Origin of the sequence: Micromonospora sp. CA-248089, from assembly GCF_050948515.1 — a bacterium.
Taxonomy (GTDB): Bacteria; Actinomycetota; Actinomycetes; order Mycobacteriales; family Micromonosporaceae; genus Micromonospora.
The window spans coordinates 4264101-4282555 of the sequence record NZ_CP192016.1; the positions used below are offsets into that span (position 1 = coordinate 4264101).

Annotated in this window: 12 protein-coding genes, 1 tRNA gene and 2 pseudogenes; 12 read left to right on the top strand and 3 right to left on the bottom strand. The window is 72.4% G+C overall.

Annotated elements, in window-relative coordinates:
• The first annotated feature begins 148 nt into the window (after nt 1-148).
• On the top strand, nt 149-289 hold the full coding sequence (locus tag ACQP26_RS19985; RefSeq protein ID WP_433493685.1) for a hypothetical protein: 141 nt from the start codon (nt 149-151) through the stop codon (nt 287-289).
• Between the two features lie 34 nt (nt 290-323).
• The gene (locus ACQP26_RS19990) at nt 324-1640 is read left to right on the top strand and encodes a hypothetical protein (protein ID WP_433493686.1); all 1317 of its coding nucleotides are present in this window, start codon (nt 324-326) and stop codon (nt 1638-1640) included.
• 203 nt (nt 1641-1843) lie between these two features.
• Here ACQP26_RS19990 and ACQP26_RS19995 read toward each other — a convergent pair whose 3' ends face one another.
• Nucleotides 1844-2185, bottom strand: a complete 342-nt coding sequence (locus tag ACQP26_RS19995) for a hypothetical protein (RefSeq protein ID WP_433493687.1) — start codon at nt 2183-2185, stop codon at nt 1844-1846.
• Nucleotides 2182-2349 (bottom strand): multiple cyclophane-containing RiPP AmcA, encoded by a 168-nt coding sequence (gene amcA, locus ACQP26_RS20000; RefSeq protein ID WP_433493688.1) that lies wholly within the window; start codon nt 2347-2349, stop codon nt 2182-2184. The genes ACQP26_RS19995 and amcA overlap by 4 nt, the downstream gene beginning before the upstream one ends.
• 359 nt (nt 2350-2708) lie before the next feature.
• On the opposite strand from amcA, the gene ACQP26_RS20005 reads away from it, so the two are divergent.
• The 4 genes from ACQP26_RS20005 to ACQP26_RS20020 all read left to right on the top strand — a co-directional run bounded on the left by ACQP26_RS20005 (nt 2709) and on the right by ACQP26_RS20020 (nt 7391).
• Complete coding sequence (locus tag ACQP26_RS20005; protein ID WP_433493689.1) at nt 2709-3923, top strand: helix-turn-helix domain-containing protein; 1215 nt, start codon at nt 2709-2711, stop codon at nt 3921-3923.
• Nucleotides 3924-3933: 10 nt separating this feature from the next.
• A complete protein-coding gene (locus tag ACQP26_RS20010; protein WP_433493690.1) occupies nt 3934-4674 on the top strand; it encodes a 5-formyltetrahydrofolate cyclo-ligase in 741 nt (246 codons plus the stop codon).
• Nucleotides 4675-5439: 765 nt separating this feature from the next.
• On the top strand, nt 5440-5712 hold the full coding sequence (locus ACQP26_RS20015; RefSeq protein ID WP_433493691.1) for a hypothetical protein: 273 nt from the start codon (nt 5440-5442) through the stop codon (nt 5710-5712).
• A complete protein-coding gene (locus tag ACQP26_RS20020) occupies nt 5709-7391 on the top strand; it encodes a recombinase family protein (RefSeq protein WP_433493692.1) in 1683 nt (560 codons plus the stop codon). Before ACQP26_RS20015 ends, ACQP26_RS20020 begins: the two co-directional genes overlap by 4 nt.
• On the opposite strand, the gene ACQP26_RS20025 is transcribed toward ACQP26_RS20020, so the two are convergent.
• Nucleotides 7373-7456 (bottom strand) — tRNA-Leu (locus ACQP26_RS20025). The two genes, ACQP26_RS20020 and ACQP26_RS20025, sit on opposite strands and share 19 nt — an antisense overlap.
• Before the next feature lie 125 nt (nt 7457-7581).
• On the opposite strand from ACQP26_RS20025, the pseudogene ACQP26_RS20030 reads away from it, so the two are divergent.
• The 6 genes and pseudogenes from ACQP26_RS20030 to ACQP26_RS20055 form a co-directional block, all read left to right on the top strand.
• Nucleotides 7582-7830, top strand: a pseudogene (locus tag ACQP26_RS20030) (hypothetical protein); the annotation flags it as partial.
• A 2610-nt stretch (nt 7831-10440) separates the two neighbouring features.
• Nucleotides 10441-11211, top strand: coding sequence for a fibronectin type III domain-containing protein (locus ACQP26_RS20035; protein WP_433496166.1), 771 nt, complete (start codon nt 10441-10443; stop codon nt 11209-11211).
• 206 nt (nt 11212-11417) lie between these two features.
• Nucleotides 11418-13982, top strand: coding sequence for a fibronectin type III domain-containing protein (locus ACQP26_RS20040; RefSeq protein WP_269707067.1), 2565 nt, complete (start codon nt 11418-11420; stop codon nt 13980-13982).
• Nucleotides 13983-14007: 25 nt separating this feature from the next.
• Nucleotides 14008-15003: an AAA family ATPase gene (locus ACQP26_RS20045; protein ID WP_269705207.1), complete on the top strand. Its 996-nt coding sequence runs from the start codon at nt 14008-14010 to the stop codon at nt 15001-15003.
• A gap of 2 nt (nt 15004-15005) precedes the next feature.
• Nucleotides 15006-16160, top strand: a complete 1155-nt coding sequence (locus tag ACQP26_RS20050) for a DUF58 domain-containing protein (RefSeq protein WP_433493693.1) — start codon at nt 15006-15008, stop codon at nt 16158-16160.
• A pseudogene (locus ACQP26_RS20055) lies at nt 16154-18438 on the top strand (transglutaminaseTgpA domain-containing protein). Before ACQP26_RS20050 ends, ACQP26_RS20055 begins: the two are co-directional and overlap by 7 nt.
• The last annotated feature ends 17 nt before the right edge of the window (nt 18439-18455 follow it).

Genomic DNA, 18455 nt, shown 5'->3' on the forward strand with positions numbered 1-18455 from the left:
CCGTAACCGGTCAAACGGTCCCTCATGACGCAAATCGGTCGCCACGGTCGGTGTCCTCGCGCGGCGGTCCGTCGTGCTGCCGGACGAGAGTCTGGATCTGCGACCCGGTTGTGTTCGCCCGGTGGCGGTGATCGGAGGATCCCGGCCGATGGTGCGGCACGCGATGCCGGTGGTCGATCCGGCGGTGCCGGCCGAGCGTTGGCAGCTCGGGCTTGCTGGCAGGGTCGGCGCGGCCCGGCTCGAGTCGCTCTTCTCCTGTCACGTCGTTGACCTGGTGGCCGTACTCTGATGGGTTGCTCTTGGCTCGGGAAGGAAATGTTCGGATGCCCATCAGCCCCCTCGAAGAACTTCAGCGCGCCGATGAGCGCACCCTTCGATTCCTTCCTGGCGGACTCGGATTGGGGATGAAGCTTCGCCCCGAGAAGGCTGCCGAATACCAGCAAGAGGTCGCAGGGCGATTCACCCTCGACGAGCGGGTCGCCGAAGGCACTCGCAGCAGCTACGAACGCTTGCGGACCGTCTTCGCCTACGGCGTCCTGTGCTACGAGATCTACACCCTTGTCGGCGATCACGCACTGCTGGTGATCGAGCAGGCGCTGCGCGACCGGTTCGTCGACTTCCACGGCGGCACCGTCACGTTGGTCGACGACACCGGCGCCGAGCACCAGGTGGCGGTGGCCGGCTACAACGACCTCCACACCTTCCTGCGCACCCACCGGCAACCGCGCCGCCGGCGTCCCTGGCGACTGCGGCTGCCGACCGGCGCTGCAATGACCTTCCGCGACGGCATGCTGCACGACCTGCGCGCATGGGCTCGCCAGGTCGGCCTGCTGCGCGGCCAGCGCAACCGCGGCATCGAACGAGCCATGGTCGAGCTGCGTAACCTCGTGGCACACCCTGGCGGGTATCAGGTCTACGGCCCCGTGGAGGCGGCCCAAACCCTGCATGACCTCGCCGAAATCATCAACCAACTATGGGGTGCGCCGACCCCCGGCGGACGGCTGTATCCGGCACCGACGCGACGCGAGGTCGTTGTGATGGCGTGGCCGGCCGACGGCAGCAAGCGGATCACCGTCACCGCCGACGCCCTCGCCGACGCGGTCGATCCGGACGACCAGCCATGGCAGTGCGTCGTCCTCCGGGCAGTCTTCCGCCCCGACGAGCACTTCGCCGACCCGGGCTTGCGCTACTTCGACTCCCGCGCCGAGGTCACCACCTACCCGGCCGACCTACTGTGGGGACCGGGCACGATCGCCGACGCCGCTGCCTGGTACACACAGCACAAGCCCCAGCCCGACCATGTCGACCACCTCGACCGAACCTTCATGATCCGCCATTACGACAACCACCTATATTTGCCCGTGCAGCCGCAGCACGCCGCCGCCCTGCGCCGCCAGCACCGCACCGGCAACTGGTACGCGATCAGGGCCGACCACCCCGGCGACGCCTACCACCACGTTCGCAGCATTGTCACGTCCGCCGGCTGCCAACCTCACGGGCAGTGCCAGAACTGCCACACGGAGACACTCCAAGTCGGCCCCCACCACACCGTTACTGCTGGAATCCGGGCAGACGCAGTCCTGCCGCCGGACGTGGCAACGCCCTGGGCTCTCCCGCGAGCCCGGCGGGTTTCGGTGTAGCGGCCGGTCATCAGGGGAGTCGAGCAAATCGTCGGACCCGAGGCCTCCTTTCCCAAGCTCTGGCCGCGCTACGACGCTGACTCTGGCCCGTTACGTTGCAGGGCGGGAGAATTAGGTGTGCCCACCCGAATCCCAGTCTGTTACGCAACCTCCGGCGATCGCCGGCCGGCCAATCGCGTTGATGCGGCCGATGCCGCTGGGGGTCAGGTTTCCTCGATTTCGTTGGCTCTGATTGTGGTCAGGCCGTAGGAGTTGGTGCGGCCGCCGGGCCAGCCGAGGAACCGGTCGAACATGCCAGCGGCGGTGCCCGTCTCAGCGGGGTTGAGCCGGTGCAGGTCGTCAATCGCCTCGTGCAGGCGTCCGGCCAGGTAGAGGAATAGGCTCACCCGGTTGTCCTGGTACTCGGCGAGGAGAGCGAGTTTCGCCGCTCCGCAGGGCCACGGCTGCCCGCACCGGCGGCACAGCCATAGCGGGCGCAGCGGCAGGTGCTCCACGGGCTCCCTCGTGATCGGGCGCCCCAAGACGCGGCGCTGCTGTCCAGTCATCGGCGATCGACCTCCCAGGCCTGCTGCTCAAAGAGCCGACGCCATACATGCGTAAGCAACGGCGGATCAGGAGGATGCGCCTGCTGCGGCGCGGGAACGTGCGTCAGGGTTTCGGATCGCCAGGTCTGGTCGTCCCTCGCGTTACGCGAGACATACACCGTCATGCCGCCGGCCCCCTTCCAACTCGGGTGAGCGGTGGGCTCGCACGGGGAAGGCGAACCCACCGCCGCACTACAGCGGCTAGGAGCAGGCCGCCGGTCACCCACCCACGCAGCCCTGGGCAGTACGCAGATGGGGCATCACCCACAAGCGAGCGGGAGTGCCATGCGGCGGTAGCAGCCGATGATCGAGGTTGTCCTCGGCAGCTGTCTCAGTTCGATCTAGCTCTTCGGAGCTCACCTCACACCCCCGCTCGGTAGGTCGGGCTTGATCGCCGCCCGTGTCTTCACCTAATCGCGGAGGGCGTGCGGTTCCCAGGGCGGCGATGACGCAGAACTGATGCATCCTCATTGCGATATACGGCGTGAGCTGGGTGAATGGATCCGTGATGGTCAGCGGTGGAGGGCGGCGGCGCGCGGGCAAGCGTCGGCATCGGCTGGCCGAGCGCCGCAAGGCGATCGGCTTGAGTCAGGAACGCCTTGCCGAAGTTCTTGGTGTCGACCGCTCCACCATCGTGCGGTGGGAGCGGGCAGAGACTGATCCACAGCCGTGGCATCGACCGCGTTTGGCTGCGGCTCTCAAGCTGTCGGTCGAGGAACTGGCGGACCTGTTGGTCGAGGTCGGCCAGCCACCGTCGCCGCCCAACGAGCGTCTCAACTATGTGCTGCGGCACCCCCGCCGCGTCGACCTGGTCACCGTCGCGTACCTACGGGAGCGTGTGCAGCACCTCGACGAGCGCTACGACCGGACACCCTCGACGCTTCTGCTCGCCGAGGCGGGACAGCTACACGGCCAGGCAACCTTCCTCCGCCAGCACGCCAGCGACGGCTTGGTTCAGCGTGAACTGGCCGCAGCCGTCGCCGAGTCCGCCACGCTGATGGGTCAGCTCGTGTGGGACGCCTCCCAGCGTCACGACCACGCCGCCAGCGCCGCATACTTCGACCAGGCAATCCGCGCCGCACAAGACAACCGCGACGTGGTCACTGAGGCCAACGCGTTGCTGCGCAAGAGCTATCTCGCTCTATACGGCACCAAGCAGCCGACCGCTGGCGTTGCGTTGACCGCCCGCGCCGCCGCCGTAAGCCGCACCGACAGCCACGTGATCGCGGGCCTCGCCCAACTGCACCGTGCCGAGGCCCACGCGATGCTCGGCCAGGCCCGGGACTGCTTCGATGCCCTTGGTGCCGCTGAAGATCACTTCGCCTCGATAGATCGTCGGGATCCGGCCGCCGCCCTCTTTTGCCCCAGCCATCACGCGCGACTCGCGGGGTCTTGCTGGTTGTCTCTGGGCAAGGCGACCGACGCAATGACAGCCTTGGAGGAGGCTCGACAACTCATCGCCGCACGCCGCAAGTCGACGGCCGTCGTCCTCGGCAATCTCGCCCTTGCCAGCATCCTTCATCGTGACGTCGACGCCGCCACGTCCTACCTGCACCAGACCATCGAAGTCATCGAGCGGACCCGCGCTGGTGGTGGCCTCAACCTCGCCTTCGCCGCGGCCCGTCAACTGCGTCCCTGGCGCGACCTGCCCTCGGTCCACGACGTCAACGACCGACTGTTCACTCTCATGACCCGGTAGGAGGAGCAGCGTGACCAGCATTGGCCATGCCAAGCAGTCCGTTCGGCGACGCGTCTGGGACCTCCTTGAACGCGAAGGCGCCGCACCCCCGGGCGTTCACGGTCACATCCCCGACTTCACCGGCAAGGAAGACGCCGCAGCCCGACTCGCCGCGTTGGATGTCTGGAAGAAGGCACAGGTCATCAAGTGCAATCCCGACCGGGCCCAACTACCCGTGCGAGTACGCGCTCTTCAAGAGGGCAAACTGCTCTACATGGCAGTCCCGCGACTCGCCACGCCGAAGCCCTTCTACCTGCTCGACCCGACCGTTCTAACCGCTCCGTTCGAGGCTGCCGCCACCAGCACCGGCGCACCTGACGTCGCCCCTACAGTCAGCCCCGACGACATGCGCCCGGTGGACCTGATCGTCTGCGGCAGCGTCGCCGTCAGCCGGCGAGACGGCGTACGGGTCGGCAAGGGCGCCGGCTACTCCGACTTAGAGATCGCGCTCCTCACCGAAGCTGGACTCGTCACCAAGGGCACCGCCATCGCCACCACCATCCACCAGATCCAACTCCTCGACGAGGAACTACCCCACGCCAGCCACGACTTCAACGTCGATCTTGCGATCACCCCCACCGAGGTGCTCACGTGCACGGCGGATCGAGCTCGACCGGCAGGCATCATCGCCAAAGGCCTCCGTCAAGATCAGCTAGATAGCATCCCGATTCTGGGCGGCCCACGGTGGCAAGACGCCCGGCACAACCCCTAGCAAGGCCGTCGGAACAAGCGTTCCTGGGCCTGAACGCTGGCTTGGCCGTCGGACCCAGAGGTCGAGCAGGTCAGCTGGTGGAACTCTAGTTGCTGTGGGCGGCGGGAGATGCGACCAAGCCGGTCGCAAGTGGAGTTTGCCAACCGACGGATCCGAGCCGGAGCACGCCGATGAACGCCCGCCCAGGGCCTTGGGAATGCCAGGCCAGCCAAGGCGGGAGCGCCGCGCTCCCAATCTGCTCCCAATTTAAGGGGCAACAGCGGATAAGCCCGTTACCGGTGATTCCGGCAACGGGCTTACTACCTGCCTATATTCATGGTGGGCGATACTGGGATCGAACCAGTGACCTCTTCGGTGTGAAGAGAGTGCTCTCCAAGTACTGCTAGCCCACGGCGCGCGGCCCACAGGCCCCGCCATCAGCAGCGCTCGCCTACCCCCACGCTGCCAAGCGGCATGACGACTGCAGAGATGTAACACCCTGCTCGACGAGCGGCCGGTGCCCGATGGCACCGGCCGCTTCTTCTTGCCCGCCGGCCAACCGGCATCCGACCACCTTTCGGAGGACCTCTCCATGGCAACCCACCCATCCGCCAAAGTCCAGGAGCCATCGAAATACCAGCCCATTACCTCTTTCGACGGCGACGCCAATGCTGGCGTCGCCGTCAACTCCGCCCCGTCTCCGATGCCAGTAGGGGAAGCCAAAGAGCGAACGATGCACGCCGACCGGCGCACGTCGCGGCCGGGCCAACCACCGGACGGAGGCTCATGACCCTGCCGCCCGCTCACCCACATCAGCAACGCAAGGAGATCGACCGGGCAACGGCCGCGGCGACAGACAAGCGACTTGACCCGCCCGGCGGAGACAACGGTTCATGGACGCTGGACAACGCCGACCGCGGCAAAACGACCTGCGTCACCAGCGTTGCCGCTCCCGGCCAGCCACCCGAGCTGCGCCCCGGGGCGGCCGCCGCCCTACTGAAGCTGCTCAGACGTGTGAACGAGCGACGCATGGACAAGCCGAACCAGGAGAATGCATGACCACCCCTCAACCGAAACCATTCGCCTTTTACGGCCGCGTGTCGACCGAGGACAACCAGGACCCCGAGTCATCCCGAAGCTGGCAGCTCACTCGGGCGACGACCCTCATCCAGCCTCACGGCGGCCATATCGCCGCCGAGTACTTCGACATCGGTCAGAGCCGTTCGCTGCCGTGGCAGCGTCGCCCACACGCCAGCCGACTTCTCGCCGCGCTTCGCGACCCAAGACGCGGGTTCTCCGCTGTCGTCGTCGGAGAACCCCACCGCGCGTTTTACGGCAACCAGTTCGGCCTCACCGTGCCGCTGTTCACGCACTACGGCGTCGAACTCTGGGTGCCGGAGATCGGCGGCCCGATCGACCCGGACAACGAAGCCCACGAACTCGTCATGTCCGTCTTCGGCGGCATGAGCAAGGGTGAACGCAACCGCATCAAGCTTCGCGTCCGTACCGCCATGGCCGCCCAGACCCTGCTCGAAGGCCGCTATCTCGGCGGGCGTCCCCCATACGGCTACACACTGCAGGACCTCGGCCCCCACCCCAACCCGGCGAAGGCAGCCGACGGCAAACGCCTACGCGGCCTCACGCCCGACCCGCAGACCGCCCCGATCGTCCGCCGGATCTTCCACGAGTTCCTCGCCGGCAGCGGCCTCTTCGCTATCGCCGAAGGACTCACCGCCAACCACGTGCCCTGCCCCTCCGCATACGACCGTGCCCGCAACCCTCATCGCAGCGGCATCGCATGGTCCAAGAGCGCCGTCCGCGTCATCCTCACCAACCCCCGCTACACCGGACGGCAGGTCTGGAACAAACAGCGCACCGATGAGGTCCTCCTCGACGTGGACGACGTCGCGCTCGGTCACACCGGCGTCATGCGCTGGAACCCGCGGGACAAGTGGGTGGTCTCCAAGGAGATCACCCACTCACCTATCGTCGATGATGCAACCTTCCAACAGGCCCAGACGCTGCTAGAACGGCACCGGCTGGGCCTGGACATCCCGCAACGTCAACGCCGCGCCCGCAACCCGTACGTCTTCCGTGGCCTGATCTACTGCGCTGCCTGCCAGCGCCGCATGCAAGGCCAGTACAACCACGGCGCCGCCTACTACCGCTGCCGATTCCCCCAGGAATACGCCCTCGCTAACGAGGTCGAGCATCCCCGCAACGTCTACCTCCGCGAGGACGCCCTCACCGACCCACTTGACACCTGGCTCGCTTCCGCATTCGCTCCGGACCGCCTCGAGAAGACGATCACCGCAATGACAGACGCCCAGTTGGGGAACCAGCCCTCCCCCGCCATTGCCGCCGCTCGCGCAACGATCGCCGAGTGCGACGCGAAACTTGAGCGCTACCGGGCAGCCCTCGACGCCGGAGCCGACCCCTCGGTTGTCAGCAGCTGGATCGCCCAGACGCAGGCCGAACGGGCACGGGCCGAAACCGATCTGCATCCGCCGGAGTCCGCCGCACCACGCCGGATGACCCAGGCAGAGATCGCCACGCTGGTCCGGGCTCTCGGGGACATCGTCACAGTGCTCCGCGATGCGGACCCCGCCGACAAGGCCGAGGTCTACCGCCAACTCGGCCTGCGGCTGACGTACCACCCGCAAACGCAAACGGTGCACGCTGAAGCTGATCTCAGCGCGCACCGTGGGCTTATGGGTTGTGTCCGAGGGGGGACTTGAACCCCCACGCCCTATACGGGCACTAGCACCTCAAGCTAGCGCGTCTGCCATTCCGCCACCCGGACCTGCACGTACCAGCCTACCCGGTCGACCAATGTGAGCTACTCACCGCATCGGTCGGCCTGGCGGGCCGCACGGGGCATTACTGTACACGGCCCGGAACGATCATGCACATCAGCTGCAGCGCGGCATGTTTGCGCAGGTCAGCACCCATAAAGATCGGGTGGGTAGCGCGCAACAGGCGATTCCGGGCAGCATTGCTCCCGTGTCCCACCCCTCCCCGTTGATCGCCACTCAACACCAGGCCCTCGCGCTGCGCGCCGCGGGTGACCTGACAAGCGCCCGCCGCCTGCTCGCCGACGCGATCGTCGCGGCCCGCCCGGCGTACGGCGAGGACCACCAGGACGTCCTGGCCACCGGTCACCTGCTGGCCCGGCTGCACCGGGAGGCCGACGACCCGGCCGCCGCCCGCCGCGTCCTCGAGGAGACCTACGCGGCCGGCGAGCGCCGCCGCGGCGAGACCGACCCGCTGATGCTCGCGCTCAGCTTCGACCTCGCCGGGGTGTCCGAGGAGCTCGGCAACCGGCACGAGGCCCGCCGCAACTACAGCCGCGTGGCGACCGCCGGGGCCGCCGTGCTCGGTCCGGACCACCCCGCGGTACGCGCAGCCCGCCAGTACCTCGGCGGCTCCGCCGCCGCTCCCGCAGGCTATGGCCCCTCCCCCGGCGGCTCCGCCGCCGCTGCCGGCCCGGTCCCCGCTCCACCCCTTCCCGGCTACCCGAATCCGGGCCGACCCGGGCAGCCCGGTCCCGCCTCCTCCGGGTACCCCGGGCACGGAGTGCCCGAGCCCAGCGTCTCGCTGCGGGCGGTCACGCCGCCGCACCCGCACACTCCGGCCCCGCCCGGACCGGTCACCCCGGGGCCACCCGCCGCGAGTGCGCCGGTACCCGGTTCGCAGTGGGCTCCCCGCCCGGGCCCGGCACCGCATGCGCCCCACGCCGGGCAGCCGCCTCAGTCCGCGCCGGACCCGCGGATCGTGGCGCCGCCGCCTCCGGTGGCGCCCGCCCCGCCGCACCAGCCTCCCGCCGCCGGGCCGAACGGACCCGCGAGTCCGTGGGCACCGCCATCGCCGCCCGCCTCGGAGGCGACGACGCGGTTCGCGCCGGTCACGGAGGAAGCCACCTCCCGGTTCGCGCCCATCGCAGAGGAGCCCACCTCCCGGTTTGCGCCCATCACGGAAGAGGCCACCTCCCGGTTCCCGGCAGTGCCCGTCGCACCCGCCGCCCCAGCGAAGCCGCCGACTGCCGGGGCAGCCCCGCAGGTTCCCGGGGTCCGCCCGGTGCCCCCGGCCCAAGGCGTCATCCCGGTTCCCCCGGCCCAACGCGCCACCCAGGCTCCGCCGGCAACGTACGGCCGGCCGGCCGCCGCTCCCGGGGTGACCCCGGCGCCGCCCCGCGCCCCCGTCACGCCTCCGCACCCGGCAACCGCCGGCACGTCGATGCCCGGTCCGACAACGGAAACATCCGCGACGGCGCCTGGCACTCCGACGACAGCACCGACCGCCGGGACGCCGACGAGGGTTCCGGCGGCGGGAACGCCGGTGCCCGGAACCGCCGGCACGCCACCGCTGCCGCCCTCGCCGATGCCCGGAACGGCCGGCACGCCCTCGCCGCCGCAGCAGCGGATGCCCGGAACCGCGGGTACGCCCACGCTGCCGCCCCCGCCGGTCATCCCACCCCCGCCGGTCCCCGCGCCGCCCTCCGCCGGGATCACCCCGCCACCGTCGCGGACGCCCTCGGCGGGCCTCGTGCCGCCGCCTCCGACCGTCCTGCCACCGGCGCCGCGCGTGCCGGCTCCCGCGAGCGGCGTCCTGCCACCACCGCCTGCCGTTCCGGTCGTACCGCCCGTGTCGTCCCCGCCCGCCCCGCCACCGGTCACCCCTGCGGCCTCGGCAGCCCTACCAGCGCCCACCTCCCAGCCGACGGCCGAACCGGCGCCGACCGCCGCCGCACCGACGCCGACTTCGGTGCCTGTTCCGCCCCGGCCGGCGCCCGCCCCGCAGGCGACACCGACGGCCGAGGCAACCGCTCCCCCGCGGCCCGCCGCGGACCGGGCCGTCGACGCCGACCCGAGCGCATCCGGCCGGGGTACGACACCGTCCGTCCCCGGTGGACCGGGCTGGGACAAGCCGACGATCCAGGTCCAGCAGATCGGTCCGCTGCTGGAAGAGGAGGCAGCGCGCAACGCCGCAGCGGCTGCCCCCAACACCCCGGTGAAGCCCGCAGCGACCGGCGCCGCCGGCGAACCCCCGGTCGACGGACCGCCGGTGAGCCCTTCGGCTACGGGTGGAGGCGACGCTGCCGCGAGCGTGACGCGGCCGAGCGCACCCTCGGCAAGCACACTCAGCGCACCCGCCACCGGTGCGCCGACGGCAGACGGCACCCCACCGCCCGCCGCGCCCCAGGTCAGCACGCCGCCCAGCAGCGCCGCGCCGGCCGGCCAGTCACCCGCCGGCGCAACGCCGGTCAGCGCACCGCCGATCGGATCGCCCTCGGCGTCTCCGGTCAGCGCGCCTCCTGTGCACCCGGTCAGCGGGCCCTCCGGGCAGTCCGTCAGCGGGCCTCCAGGGCCACCGGTCAGCGGGCCACCCGCACCCGGCTACCCACCACCGGTCAGTGGACCCCCCGCCGCACCGGTCATTGCCGCACCGGCGGTGGGCTACTCCCCACCGGCGAGCGGACCCGCATCCGGTCACCCGACCCCGGTCAGCGGATCGCCCGCAATTGGCCACCCGACGCCGGTCAGCGGACCACCGGCACCCGTCTACCCGTCGCTGGCCGGCGGGCCACCCGTCAGCGGCCCTCCCGGCCCGCCGATCAGCGGGCCACCCGCACCCGGCTACCCGCCGCCGATCAGCGCGCCGCCCGGACCCGGCTACCCGCCGCCGGTCAGCGGACCACCAGCGGGATACCCGCCGGTCAGCGCTCCCCCCGGCACCTATCCACCGCCCGTCAGCGGACCACCCGCGGCACCGGTCAGCGCCGCACCGGTGAGCGGGTCCTCCGTACCGCCGTGGGGCATGGTCGCGCCGCCGTGGAGCAGCGTCGCCCCGTCCCAGCCGGTCGACCGGCCCGCCGACCCCGACCCGGAGGAGGACGAGTCGGCACCCGTTGGCGCGGCAGGCGAGGCGGCACCGGCCGAGGCGGCAGGTGAGGCAGAGCCGAACCGGCCGATGACGATCTACGAGGACCTGCTGGACTTTCCCGAGTCAACCCGACCGGAGCCGCCGGCCCAGCCCGAGCAGAGCGCCTGGCCGGCGACCCCGCCGATGTTCCACCAGCCGCCGGCCGCGTACCCCGGGACGGAGGAACCGGCGCACGGCCGGAACCGCACGGTGCTGGCCCTCGTGGTCGGGGGTGCGGTGCTCGCGGTGGTGGCGGCGGTCGGTGTCGGCGCGGTCTTGCTGAACCGGGAGGCGGCGCCGCCGCCCGCCCCCGTGCCCGCGTCCGGCGCCGCGTCGCCGAAGGTGGCCGGGCCGCCGCCGGGAGACCTGGCGTTGCGCGACGACAGTACGACCGTCACGGTGACCTGGACCGACCCGACGAACGGCGGGGTGCCGTTCGTGGTGGCGGGCGGCCGGGCAGGGCAGAAGCTCGGGGTGATGGCGACTGTGGACGCCGGGCAGACCCGCTACACGGTGAACGGGCTGAGCGCGAAGCTGGACTACTGCTTCACCGTGCTGGCGGTCTACTCGACCGACTCGTACGCCACCTCGGGTCAGGTCTGCACGGACCGGGAGGGCGGCGGTACCCCGAACTGACGGTCCACGGGCGACACGCTCGGTGTCCACAGGAGGACGGTGCGGGTTTCACCGCCTCCGGGCGGCACCTATGATGGCTCCCGGCTCTGGGGAGGGTCGGCCGTGCGCATCGCCCCTCCCCCACCGACACGGGGAGGCAGCCGGCAGTGACCACCATCGAGGACGTCACGGGCACCGGGCCGGAGCAGGCTCGTCCACGATCGCGGATGCGGGGTGGGCTGGTCACCATCGGTACGGTGGCCGCACTGCTGGCCGCGATGGGCCTCACGGTGCTCGGGCTGGGCGCGGCCGACAACGCGGTGGCGAGTTTCGACGCGTCCTCCTGGCTGTGGAGCACCACCCGCAGTGAGCTGGCCCGGGTCAACGGCGTCACGGCGCGGGTGGACACCCGGATGGAGGTGCCGGGTGGGCGGCGGCACCAGATGCAGGTGGCCCAGACCGACCGGCTGCTGATCCTGCGCGACCTCAACACCGGCCGGGTCAGCTCGCTGGACCTGGCGACGCTGCAGATCACCGCGACCACGCCGACCGCGCCGGGGCTCGGGGTGAGCGTGGCGCTGCACGAGGACGCGGCGTTCGTGGTGGACGCGGTGCAGGGCATCGTCCGCCAGCTCGACCCGCGGGCGCTGACTCCGGTGGGCGAGCCGGTCCGCTACCCGCCGGGCATCACCGGCGGCGCGTTCGACGGCACCGGCAAGCTGTGGGTCGCGGTGCCCAGCGAGGGCACCGTCTCGGCGGTGACCGCCGCCGAGCTGCCCGAGACGCCCGGTGACGCGCCGCCCGCGGGGTTGAGCCCGAAGCGCGTCGAGACGTACGACGTGGCCGAGCCGGCGCACGACCTCGTGGTATCCACGCTGGACGACGGCGTCGCGGTGCTGGACCGGACCTCGGCGTCGCTGGTGACGGTGGCCGGCGGGCAGACCCGGCGGGCGCAGCTGAGCATGACAGCGCCGGGCAACCTGCCGACGCGGACCAGCGGGCCGCAGGTGCCGGTCACGGTCTCCGGTGACCGGTCGGTGCACGTGGTGCGGGACAGCCGCGAGGTCAAGCGGTTCACGGTGCCCGGCACCGGTGCCCGGCTGAGCCCGGCGGTGGCGTGGGCGGGCCGGTTCTACTGCGCCGACGAGACCACCGGCACGGTGTACGCCTTCGACGGCGAGGGGCAGCTCGTGCAGACCGTCAAGGGCTCCGGCCGCCCCGGTCCGGTCGAGCTGGAGGTGCGCGAGAACCACCTGTTCATCAACCCGCCGGACTCGTCCACCGCGCAGGTGGTCGACGACCGCAACCAGGTGCGTGAGGTCGACAAGTACGCCAACGACGTGCTCGGTGGCGACCCGCCGCCGGTCGCTCCGCCGCCGCCCCCGCCGAAGAAGCCCAAGGTCGGCAAGCCGGGTGCGCCGAAGTCGGTCACCGCCGCCGCCGGTGACGCGTCGGCGCGGGTGAGCTGGCAGGCCGCCGCGTCCAACGGCGCCGAGATCACCCGGTACGTGGTGGAGGGCGCCGGTCAGACCCACCAGGTCGGCGCGAACCAGCGTGCCCTGGAGATCACCGGTCTCACAAACGGTGAGACGTACACGTTCTCGGTGCACGCGGTGAACGCCAAGGGTGAGGGGCCGTCGCGGCGCAGCAACCCGGTGGTGCCGACCGCTGAGGTGCCGGACCCGCCGGCGTCGGTGACCGCCGAGGCGCGACCGGACGGCACGGTGCGGGTGAGCTGGCCGGAGGCCGACGGCCAGGGCAACACGATCGCGAAGTACGCGGTGACGGCGACCTCGGCCGGCGCGAGCGCCCCGGCCGGCGAGTCGGCGAAGACGGAGCTGGTGGTGCCGGCCGGGCAACTGGAGTACGGCACCCAGTACGCGTTCACGGTGACCGCGGTCAGCGAGAAGGGCGCCGGGTCGAAGGCGTCGCCGGTGAGCAACACGGTGGTGCCGTTCACCACGCCGAAGGCGCCGACGGAGCTGCGCGCGTCCACAGTCGCCGACCAGCCGGGCACGATCGCGGTGCAGTGGTCCCCGGCGGTGGACAACGGCCGCCCGGTGACGAAGTACGTGGTGGAGGCCGCCGGGAAGTCCGTCGAGGTGACCGACGTCCAGGCCACTGTGGGTGGCCTGGGCAACGGGCAGAACGTGACGGTGAAGGTCAAGGCGGTGAACGAGGCCGGGCCGGGACCGGAGGCGAGCACCACCGCGCGGACGGTGGCCGAGCCCCGGATCACGGTGACCGGCTCGTCGGCGGACGCCACGTCGGTGACAGTTACGTTTACTGTGGACGCGGGCGGCGGTCGCGCCTCCTGCACGGCGGCGACCGGCGGGAAGACGGCGAGCGGCAGTTGTTCCAGCCTGCGGGTGACCGGCCTGACGCCGGGGACGGCGTACACGGTGACGCTGACCGCGAGCAACGCCGCCGGTAAGGGCACCGCCTCCCGCGCGCAGACCACCGACCCGGTGTACGGCATCGCCACGTGCAAGAACGGTCCGGACGGCGACCAGCGGACGTACTGCGACAAGGACGTGGCCGGCCGCAACGGCAACGAGATCTTCGAGGTTCCCCGGCAGGACAACGACCGTCAGGCGGGCTGGGTGCGCGACGGCCACCGGCTGCGCACCTACTGCAAGGTGAAGGGCGAGGACGTGGACGCCTGGATCTACAACAACAACAAGCAGAGCACCTGGTGGGTCCAGGTGGACTACAAGGGCAAGACGTACATCCCGTGGGCCTGGCTCAACCTGGAGGGCGGCGACGACCTCGGCGTCCTGCCCGCCTGCTGACCGCACCCGTCCGAGAGGCGCAACCGTGAACACGCACGAACCGCTCAGCCAGCCGGAGGTCCAGGGCTTCGCCGCCCTGGCCGCCCGCCTGGCCGACAACGTCAACGCGGTCGTGCTGGGCAAGCCGCAGGTGGTGCGGCTGGCGTTGACCGCCTTGTTCGCGCAGGGGCACGTGTTGCTGGAGGACGTACCGGGCGTCGGCAAGACGACGCTGGCGCGGGCCGTCGCGGCGACGGTGAAGGGGCAGTGGCGGCGGATCCAGTTCACTCCGGACCTGCTCCCCTCCGACGTGTCGGGGGTGACCATCTTCAACCAGGCCAGCCGGGGCTTCGAGTTCCACCCGGGGCCGGTGTTCGCCAACATCGTGATCGCCGACGAGATCAACAGGGCGTCGCCGAAGACCCAGTCGGCGCTGCTGGAGGTGATGGAGGAGCGGACCGTCACCGTGGACGGCGTACGGCATCCGGTGCCGCAGCCGTTCCTGGTGGTGGCCACGCAGAACCCGGTGGAGATGGACGGCACCTACCGACTGCCAGAGGCCCAGCTCGACCGGTTCCTGGTGAAGCTGTCCGTCGGCTATCCGGACGAGGCGGTCGAGGTGGAGGTGCTGCGCGGCGCCACGGTCCGCTCCCCCGACTCGCTGACCGCCGTCACCGACACCGCCACCGTGGGCGAGATGGTGAAGATGGCCCGGCGGGTGCACATCGCCGAGCCGCTCTACGCGTACGCGGTGCGGCTGGCCGCGGCGACGCGTACGCATCCGCAGGTGCGGGTCGGGGTGAGCCCGCGTGGAGTGATCGCGCTGACCCGCGCGGCCTGCGCGTACGCGCTGATCGACGGCCGGGGCTGGATCATGCCGGAGGACCTGAAGGCGCTCGTCGAGCCGGTGTTCGCGCACCGGCTGCTGCTCACCCCCGACGCGCAGGTGCGGGGTGTGACGCCCGCCGAGGTGCTGCGCCAGGCGGTCGCGTCGGTGCCGGTGCCGCTGCCGTCGGGCCAGGCCGCAACGGTGCACGGCTGAGCGTGGGGATCACCGCCCGTGGCATCGGGCTGCTCGTCGCCGCCCTGGTGCTGCTCGGCGTGGGGTTCCGGTACGCGTACCCGGAACTGACGGTGCTCGGCGCGGCGGCCGGCGTGGCGGTCGGCTACGCGGTGGTGAACGCGGCCTGGCGGCCCCGGCTGAGCGTGGCGCGGCGGGCCGACCCGGACCGGGTGGCCCGGGGTGAGCCGGCGGCGATGGAGCTGACGGTGCGCAACACCGGGCGGCTGCGGGCGGCGAACCTGGTGGCCGAGGACCGCTGCGCCGGGGCGATGGTGCCGGTGCCGCTGCTGCGGTTGCGGCCGGGCGCGGACACGGTGGTGCGGTACGAGGTGCCGACGCACCGGCGCGGGGTGGTGCCGGTCGGGCCGCTGCGCGTGGTGCGCCGGGATCCGCTGGGGCTGGTGGCGCTGGCGCGCGGCTACGGCGGCACGGTGCCGGTGTGGGTGCACCCGCGCATCCACCCGCTCTCCGCGGTGCCCACGGGCGCGGGGCGCAGCCTGGACGGGCGTACCGACAGCGTGCCGCACGGGTCGATCACGTTCGACTCGTTGCGGGAGTACGTGGTGGGCGACGAGTTGCGCCGCGTGCACTGGCGCACCAGCGCCCGGGTGGGTGAGCTGATGGTGCGGGAGAACGTGGACACCAGCCTGCCGCGCCTGGTGTTGGTGCTGGACAACCGGGCGTCGGCGCATCCGGGCCGGGCCGGCGGTGTCGCGGAGTCGTTCGAGGCGGCGTGCGAGGCGGCGGCCTCGGTGGTGGCCGCCGCGGTGCGGAAGGACCTGCCGGTGCAGCTGCTGCTGGTCGTACCGGCCGAGGTGGAACCGGCGGGCGCGGCCGGGCCGCTGGACCGGCTCGCAGCGGTGGACCTGACGGACGCCGGGCCGGACGTGCTGCCCGCCGTGACGGGCCGGCTGCGCCGGGACCGGCTCGGCGACACGCTCGTCTTCCTGACCGGGCCGGGTGGTCGCGACGACCTGGGGCACGTCGGCGCGCTGCGCGGCGCGTACCCGTCGGTGGTGGTCGGGATGTTCGGCGCGGACGGGCCGACGCCGGCCGGCGCGGCGGGCCTCACGGTGCTGGACGCGGCGGACGGCGCGGCGTTCGCCGCCGAGTGGGACGGGGTCCGCCGGTGGTGACGCCGCCCCGGACCGAACCGGCGGAGCGCGTGGCCCGGGTGTTGCGGGCCGTGCCGGTGCCGGCCGCGCTGATCGTGCTGGTCGCGCTCTCCGGTGTGGTGCTGGGCCGGGTGTACGCGGACCCGCTGCTGACCCGGCTCATGACCGGCGCGGCCATCGGTTCGGTGCTGGTCGGCGTGGCCGCCCGGCGGCTGCCGTCCTGGCTGGTGGCGCCGCTGTCGGTGGCCGCGATGGCCGGGTGGACGCTGCTGTCGCTGCGGCTGGCCGCCGCGCACGCGGCGCTGCCGGGCGGGCTCGGCGAGGTGACCGCCGACGCGGCCCGCAACGCGATTCCCCGGCTGCTCACCGCGATGATCCCGGTCGAGCCGGCCCCGGACACGGTGCTGGTCCCGGTGGTGGCGGCGTGGCTGACCGGGTTGACCGCCGCCGAGGTGGCGCTGCGCGCCGGACGGGTGCTGCTGGGCTACCTGCCGCCGGCGCTGCTGTACGCCGGCGCGCTCTACGTGGTCGGGCCGAACGCGGATCCGGCGATCGGCCCGACGGTGCTGTTCGCGGCGGTCGCGGCGGCCGGCCTGGCGACGCCCGGGCGCCGCGACGGCCCGGCGCCGATCCGGTCGCCGGTCTCCATCCGGCGGTACGCGCGGCGGTGCGGCTGCGGCTGGTCGCGGCGAGCGCGGCCGGGCTCGCCGTGGTGGTGGCGCTGGCGGCGCTGCTCGCCCCGGTGGTGGCCGCCCAGGTCGACGAGCGGCCCGTCGACCCGCGCCGGTACGTGGAACCGCCCCGGGTGGAGTCGCTGGACGAGAACCCGCTGATCCGGATCTCCGGGTGGGCGTTGAACCCGGACCAGCGGCTGCTCGACGTGCGTACCGTCGCCGCCGCGGGCGACGGCGGGCCGCCGCGGATCCGGCTGGCGGTGCTCAGCGACTACGACGGCGTGACCTGGCGGGTCGGTGCCACGTACCGCAACGCGGGGCGGATCCTGCCCGCCGCCGAGCCGGCCCCGGACGCGGCCACCGACGAGGTGCGCCAGGAGATCACCGTCGGCGACCTGACCGGGCGGCTGCTGCCGGCGGTGCCCACGCCGCGCGAGGTCACGGGTGCGCGGGTGGCGTACGACCCGGCGACCGGGACGCTGATCCGCCCGGAAGGGCTCGCGCCGGGGCTGCGGTACGCGGTGTCCTCGGTGCGGGAGCGCCCGGACGTGAACCTGCTGAGCACGGCGAATGTGCCCGCCGGTGACGAGGTCGCCCGGGTGCTGCGGGTGGCCGACGGGGCACCGGAGCCGTTGCGCCGGCTCGCCGCCCAGCTCGCCGAGTCGAACGGCGCCCCGTACGCGCGCGCCGACGCGATCGCCACGTTCCTGGCCGAGCACTATCGGGTGACCGCCGACGCGCCGAGCGGGCACGCGTACCCGAACCTGGCGTTCTTCCTGTTCGGACCGCGTAACGGCGGTGGGCAGCGGGGCACCTCGGAGCAGTTCGCCGCCGCGTTCGCGGTGCTCGGCCGCCTCGCCGGCCTGCCGACCCGGGTGGTGGTGGGGTTCGTGCCGAGGGGCGACGGGCCGGTGCGGGCCGCCGACGCGTACGCCTGGCCGGAGGTGCTGTTCGACGGCGTCGGCTGGGTGCCGTTCGACCCGATGCCACGTCCCGACTCCGAGCCCCGCCCGGTGGAGGAGGACTTCCGGCCGCAGCCGGAGGACCCGCCACCGTCGGAGGTGCCGGCGCCCACCGAGGAGCCGAGCGCCACTCCCCCGGCCGCCGCGCCCGCGCCCGCGCGGAACGAGGGCGGGCTCGGCACGCCGGTGCTGGTCGGTGGTGGTGTCGGCGGGCTGGCGCTGCTGGTCGGGGCGGTGCTGGCGGTGCTGGTCGCGCTGCGCCGTCGGCTGACCCGCTCCCGCCTGGAAACCGGTGACCCCGGCTCGCGGGTCGCCGGTGCGTGGCGGGAGCTGACCGACGCGCTGCGCCTGGCCGGGCACCCGGTCGGGCCGGACCTGGCAGCGGCCGAGGTGGCTGAGCGGGCCCGCCGGACGCTCGCCGAGGCGCGCGCGGCGCGGCCCGGAGAGGGCGCGGCGAGCGGCGACCCGGATGGCGCGGCGGTGGACGAGCTGGCCGGTCTGCTCAACCAGGCGGGCTTCGCGCCGGGCAGCGTCACGCCGGAACAGGCGGACCGGGCCGCACGGCTGAGCGCCGGCTTCGCGGACGCACTGCGCGCGGCCCGGTCACGGTGGCGGCAGGTGCTGTGGACGGTCCATCCGGGGCCGCTCCGGTGGCGACGCTGACCGGACCGTCCGCGTCG

Coding starts and splice junctions, on each gene's coding strand:
- ACQP26_RS19985 (WP_433493685.1), top strand. CDS start 149: ATGGTGCGGCACGCGATGCCGGTGGTCGATCCGGCGGTGCCGGCCGAG.
- ACQP26_RS19990 (WP_433493686.1), top strand. CDS start 324: ATGCCCATCAGCCCCCTCGAAGAACTTCAGCGCGCCGATGAGCGCACC.
- ACQP26_RS19995 (WP_433493687.1), bottom strand. CDS start 2,185: ATGACTGGACAGCAGCGCCGCGTCTTGGGGCGCCCGATCACGAGGGAG.
- amcA (WP_433493688.1), bottom strand. CDS start 2,349: ATGACGGTGTATGTCTCGCGTAACGCGAGGGACGACCAGACCTGGCGA.
- ACQP26_RS20015 (WP_433493691.1), top strand. CDS start 5,440: ATGACCCTGCCGCCCGCTCACCCACATCAGCAACGCAAGGAGATCGAC.
- ACQP26_RS20020 (WP_433493692.1), top strand. CDS start 5,709: ATGACCACCCCTCAACCGAAACCATTCGCCTTTTACGGCCGCGTGTCG.
- ACQP26_RS20040 (WP_269707067.1), top strand. CDS start 11,418: ATGCGGGGTGGGCTGGTCACCATCGGTACGGTGGCCGCACTGCTGGCC.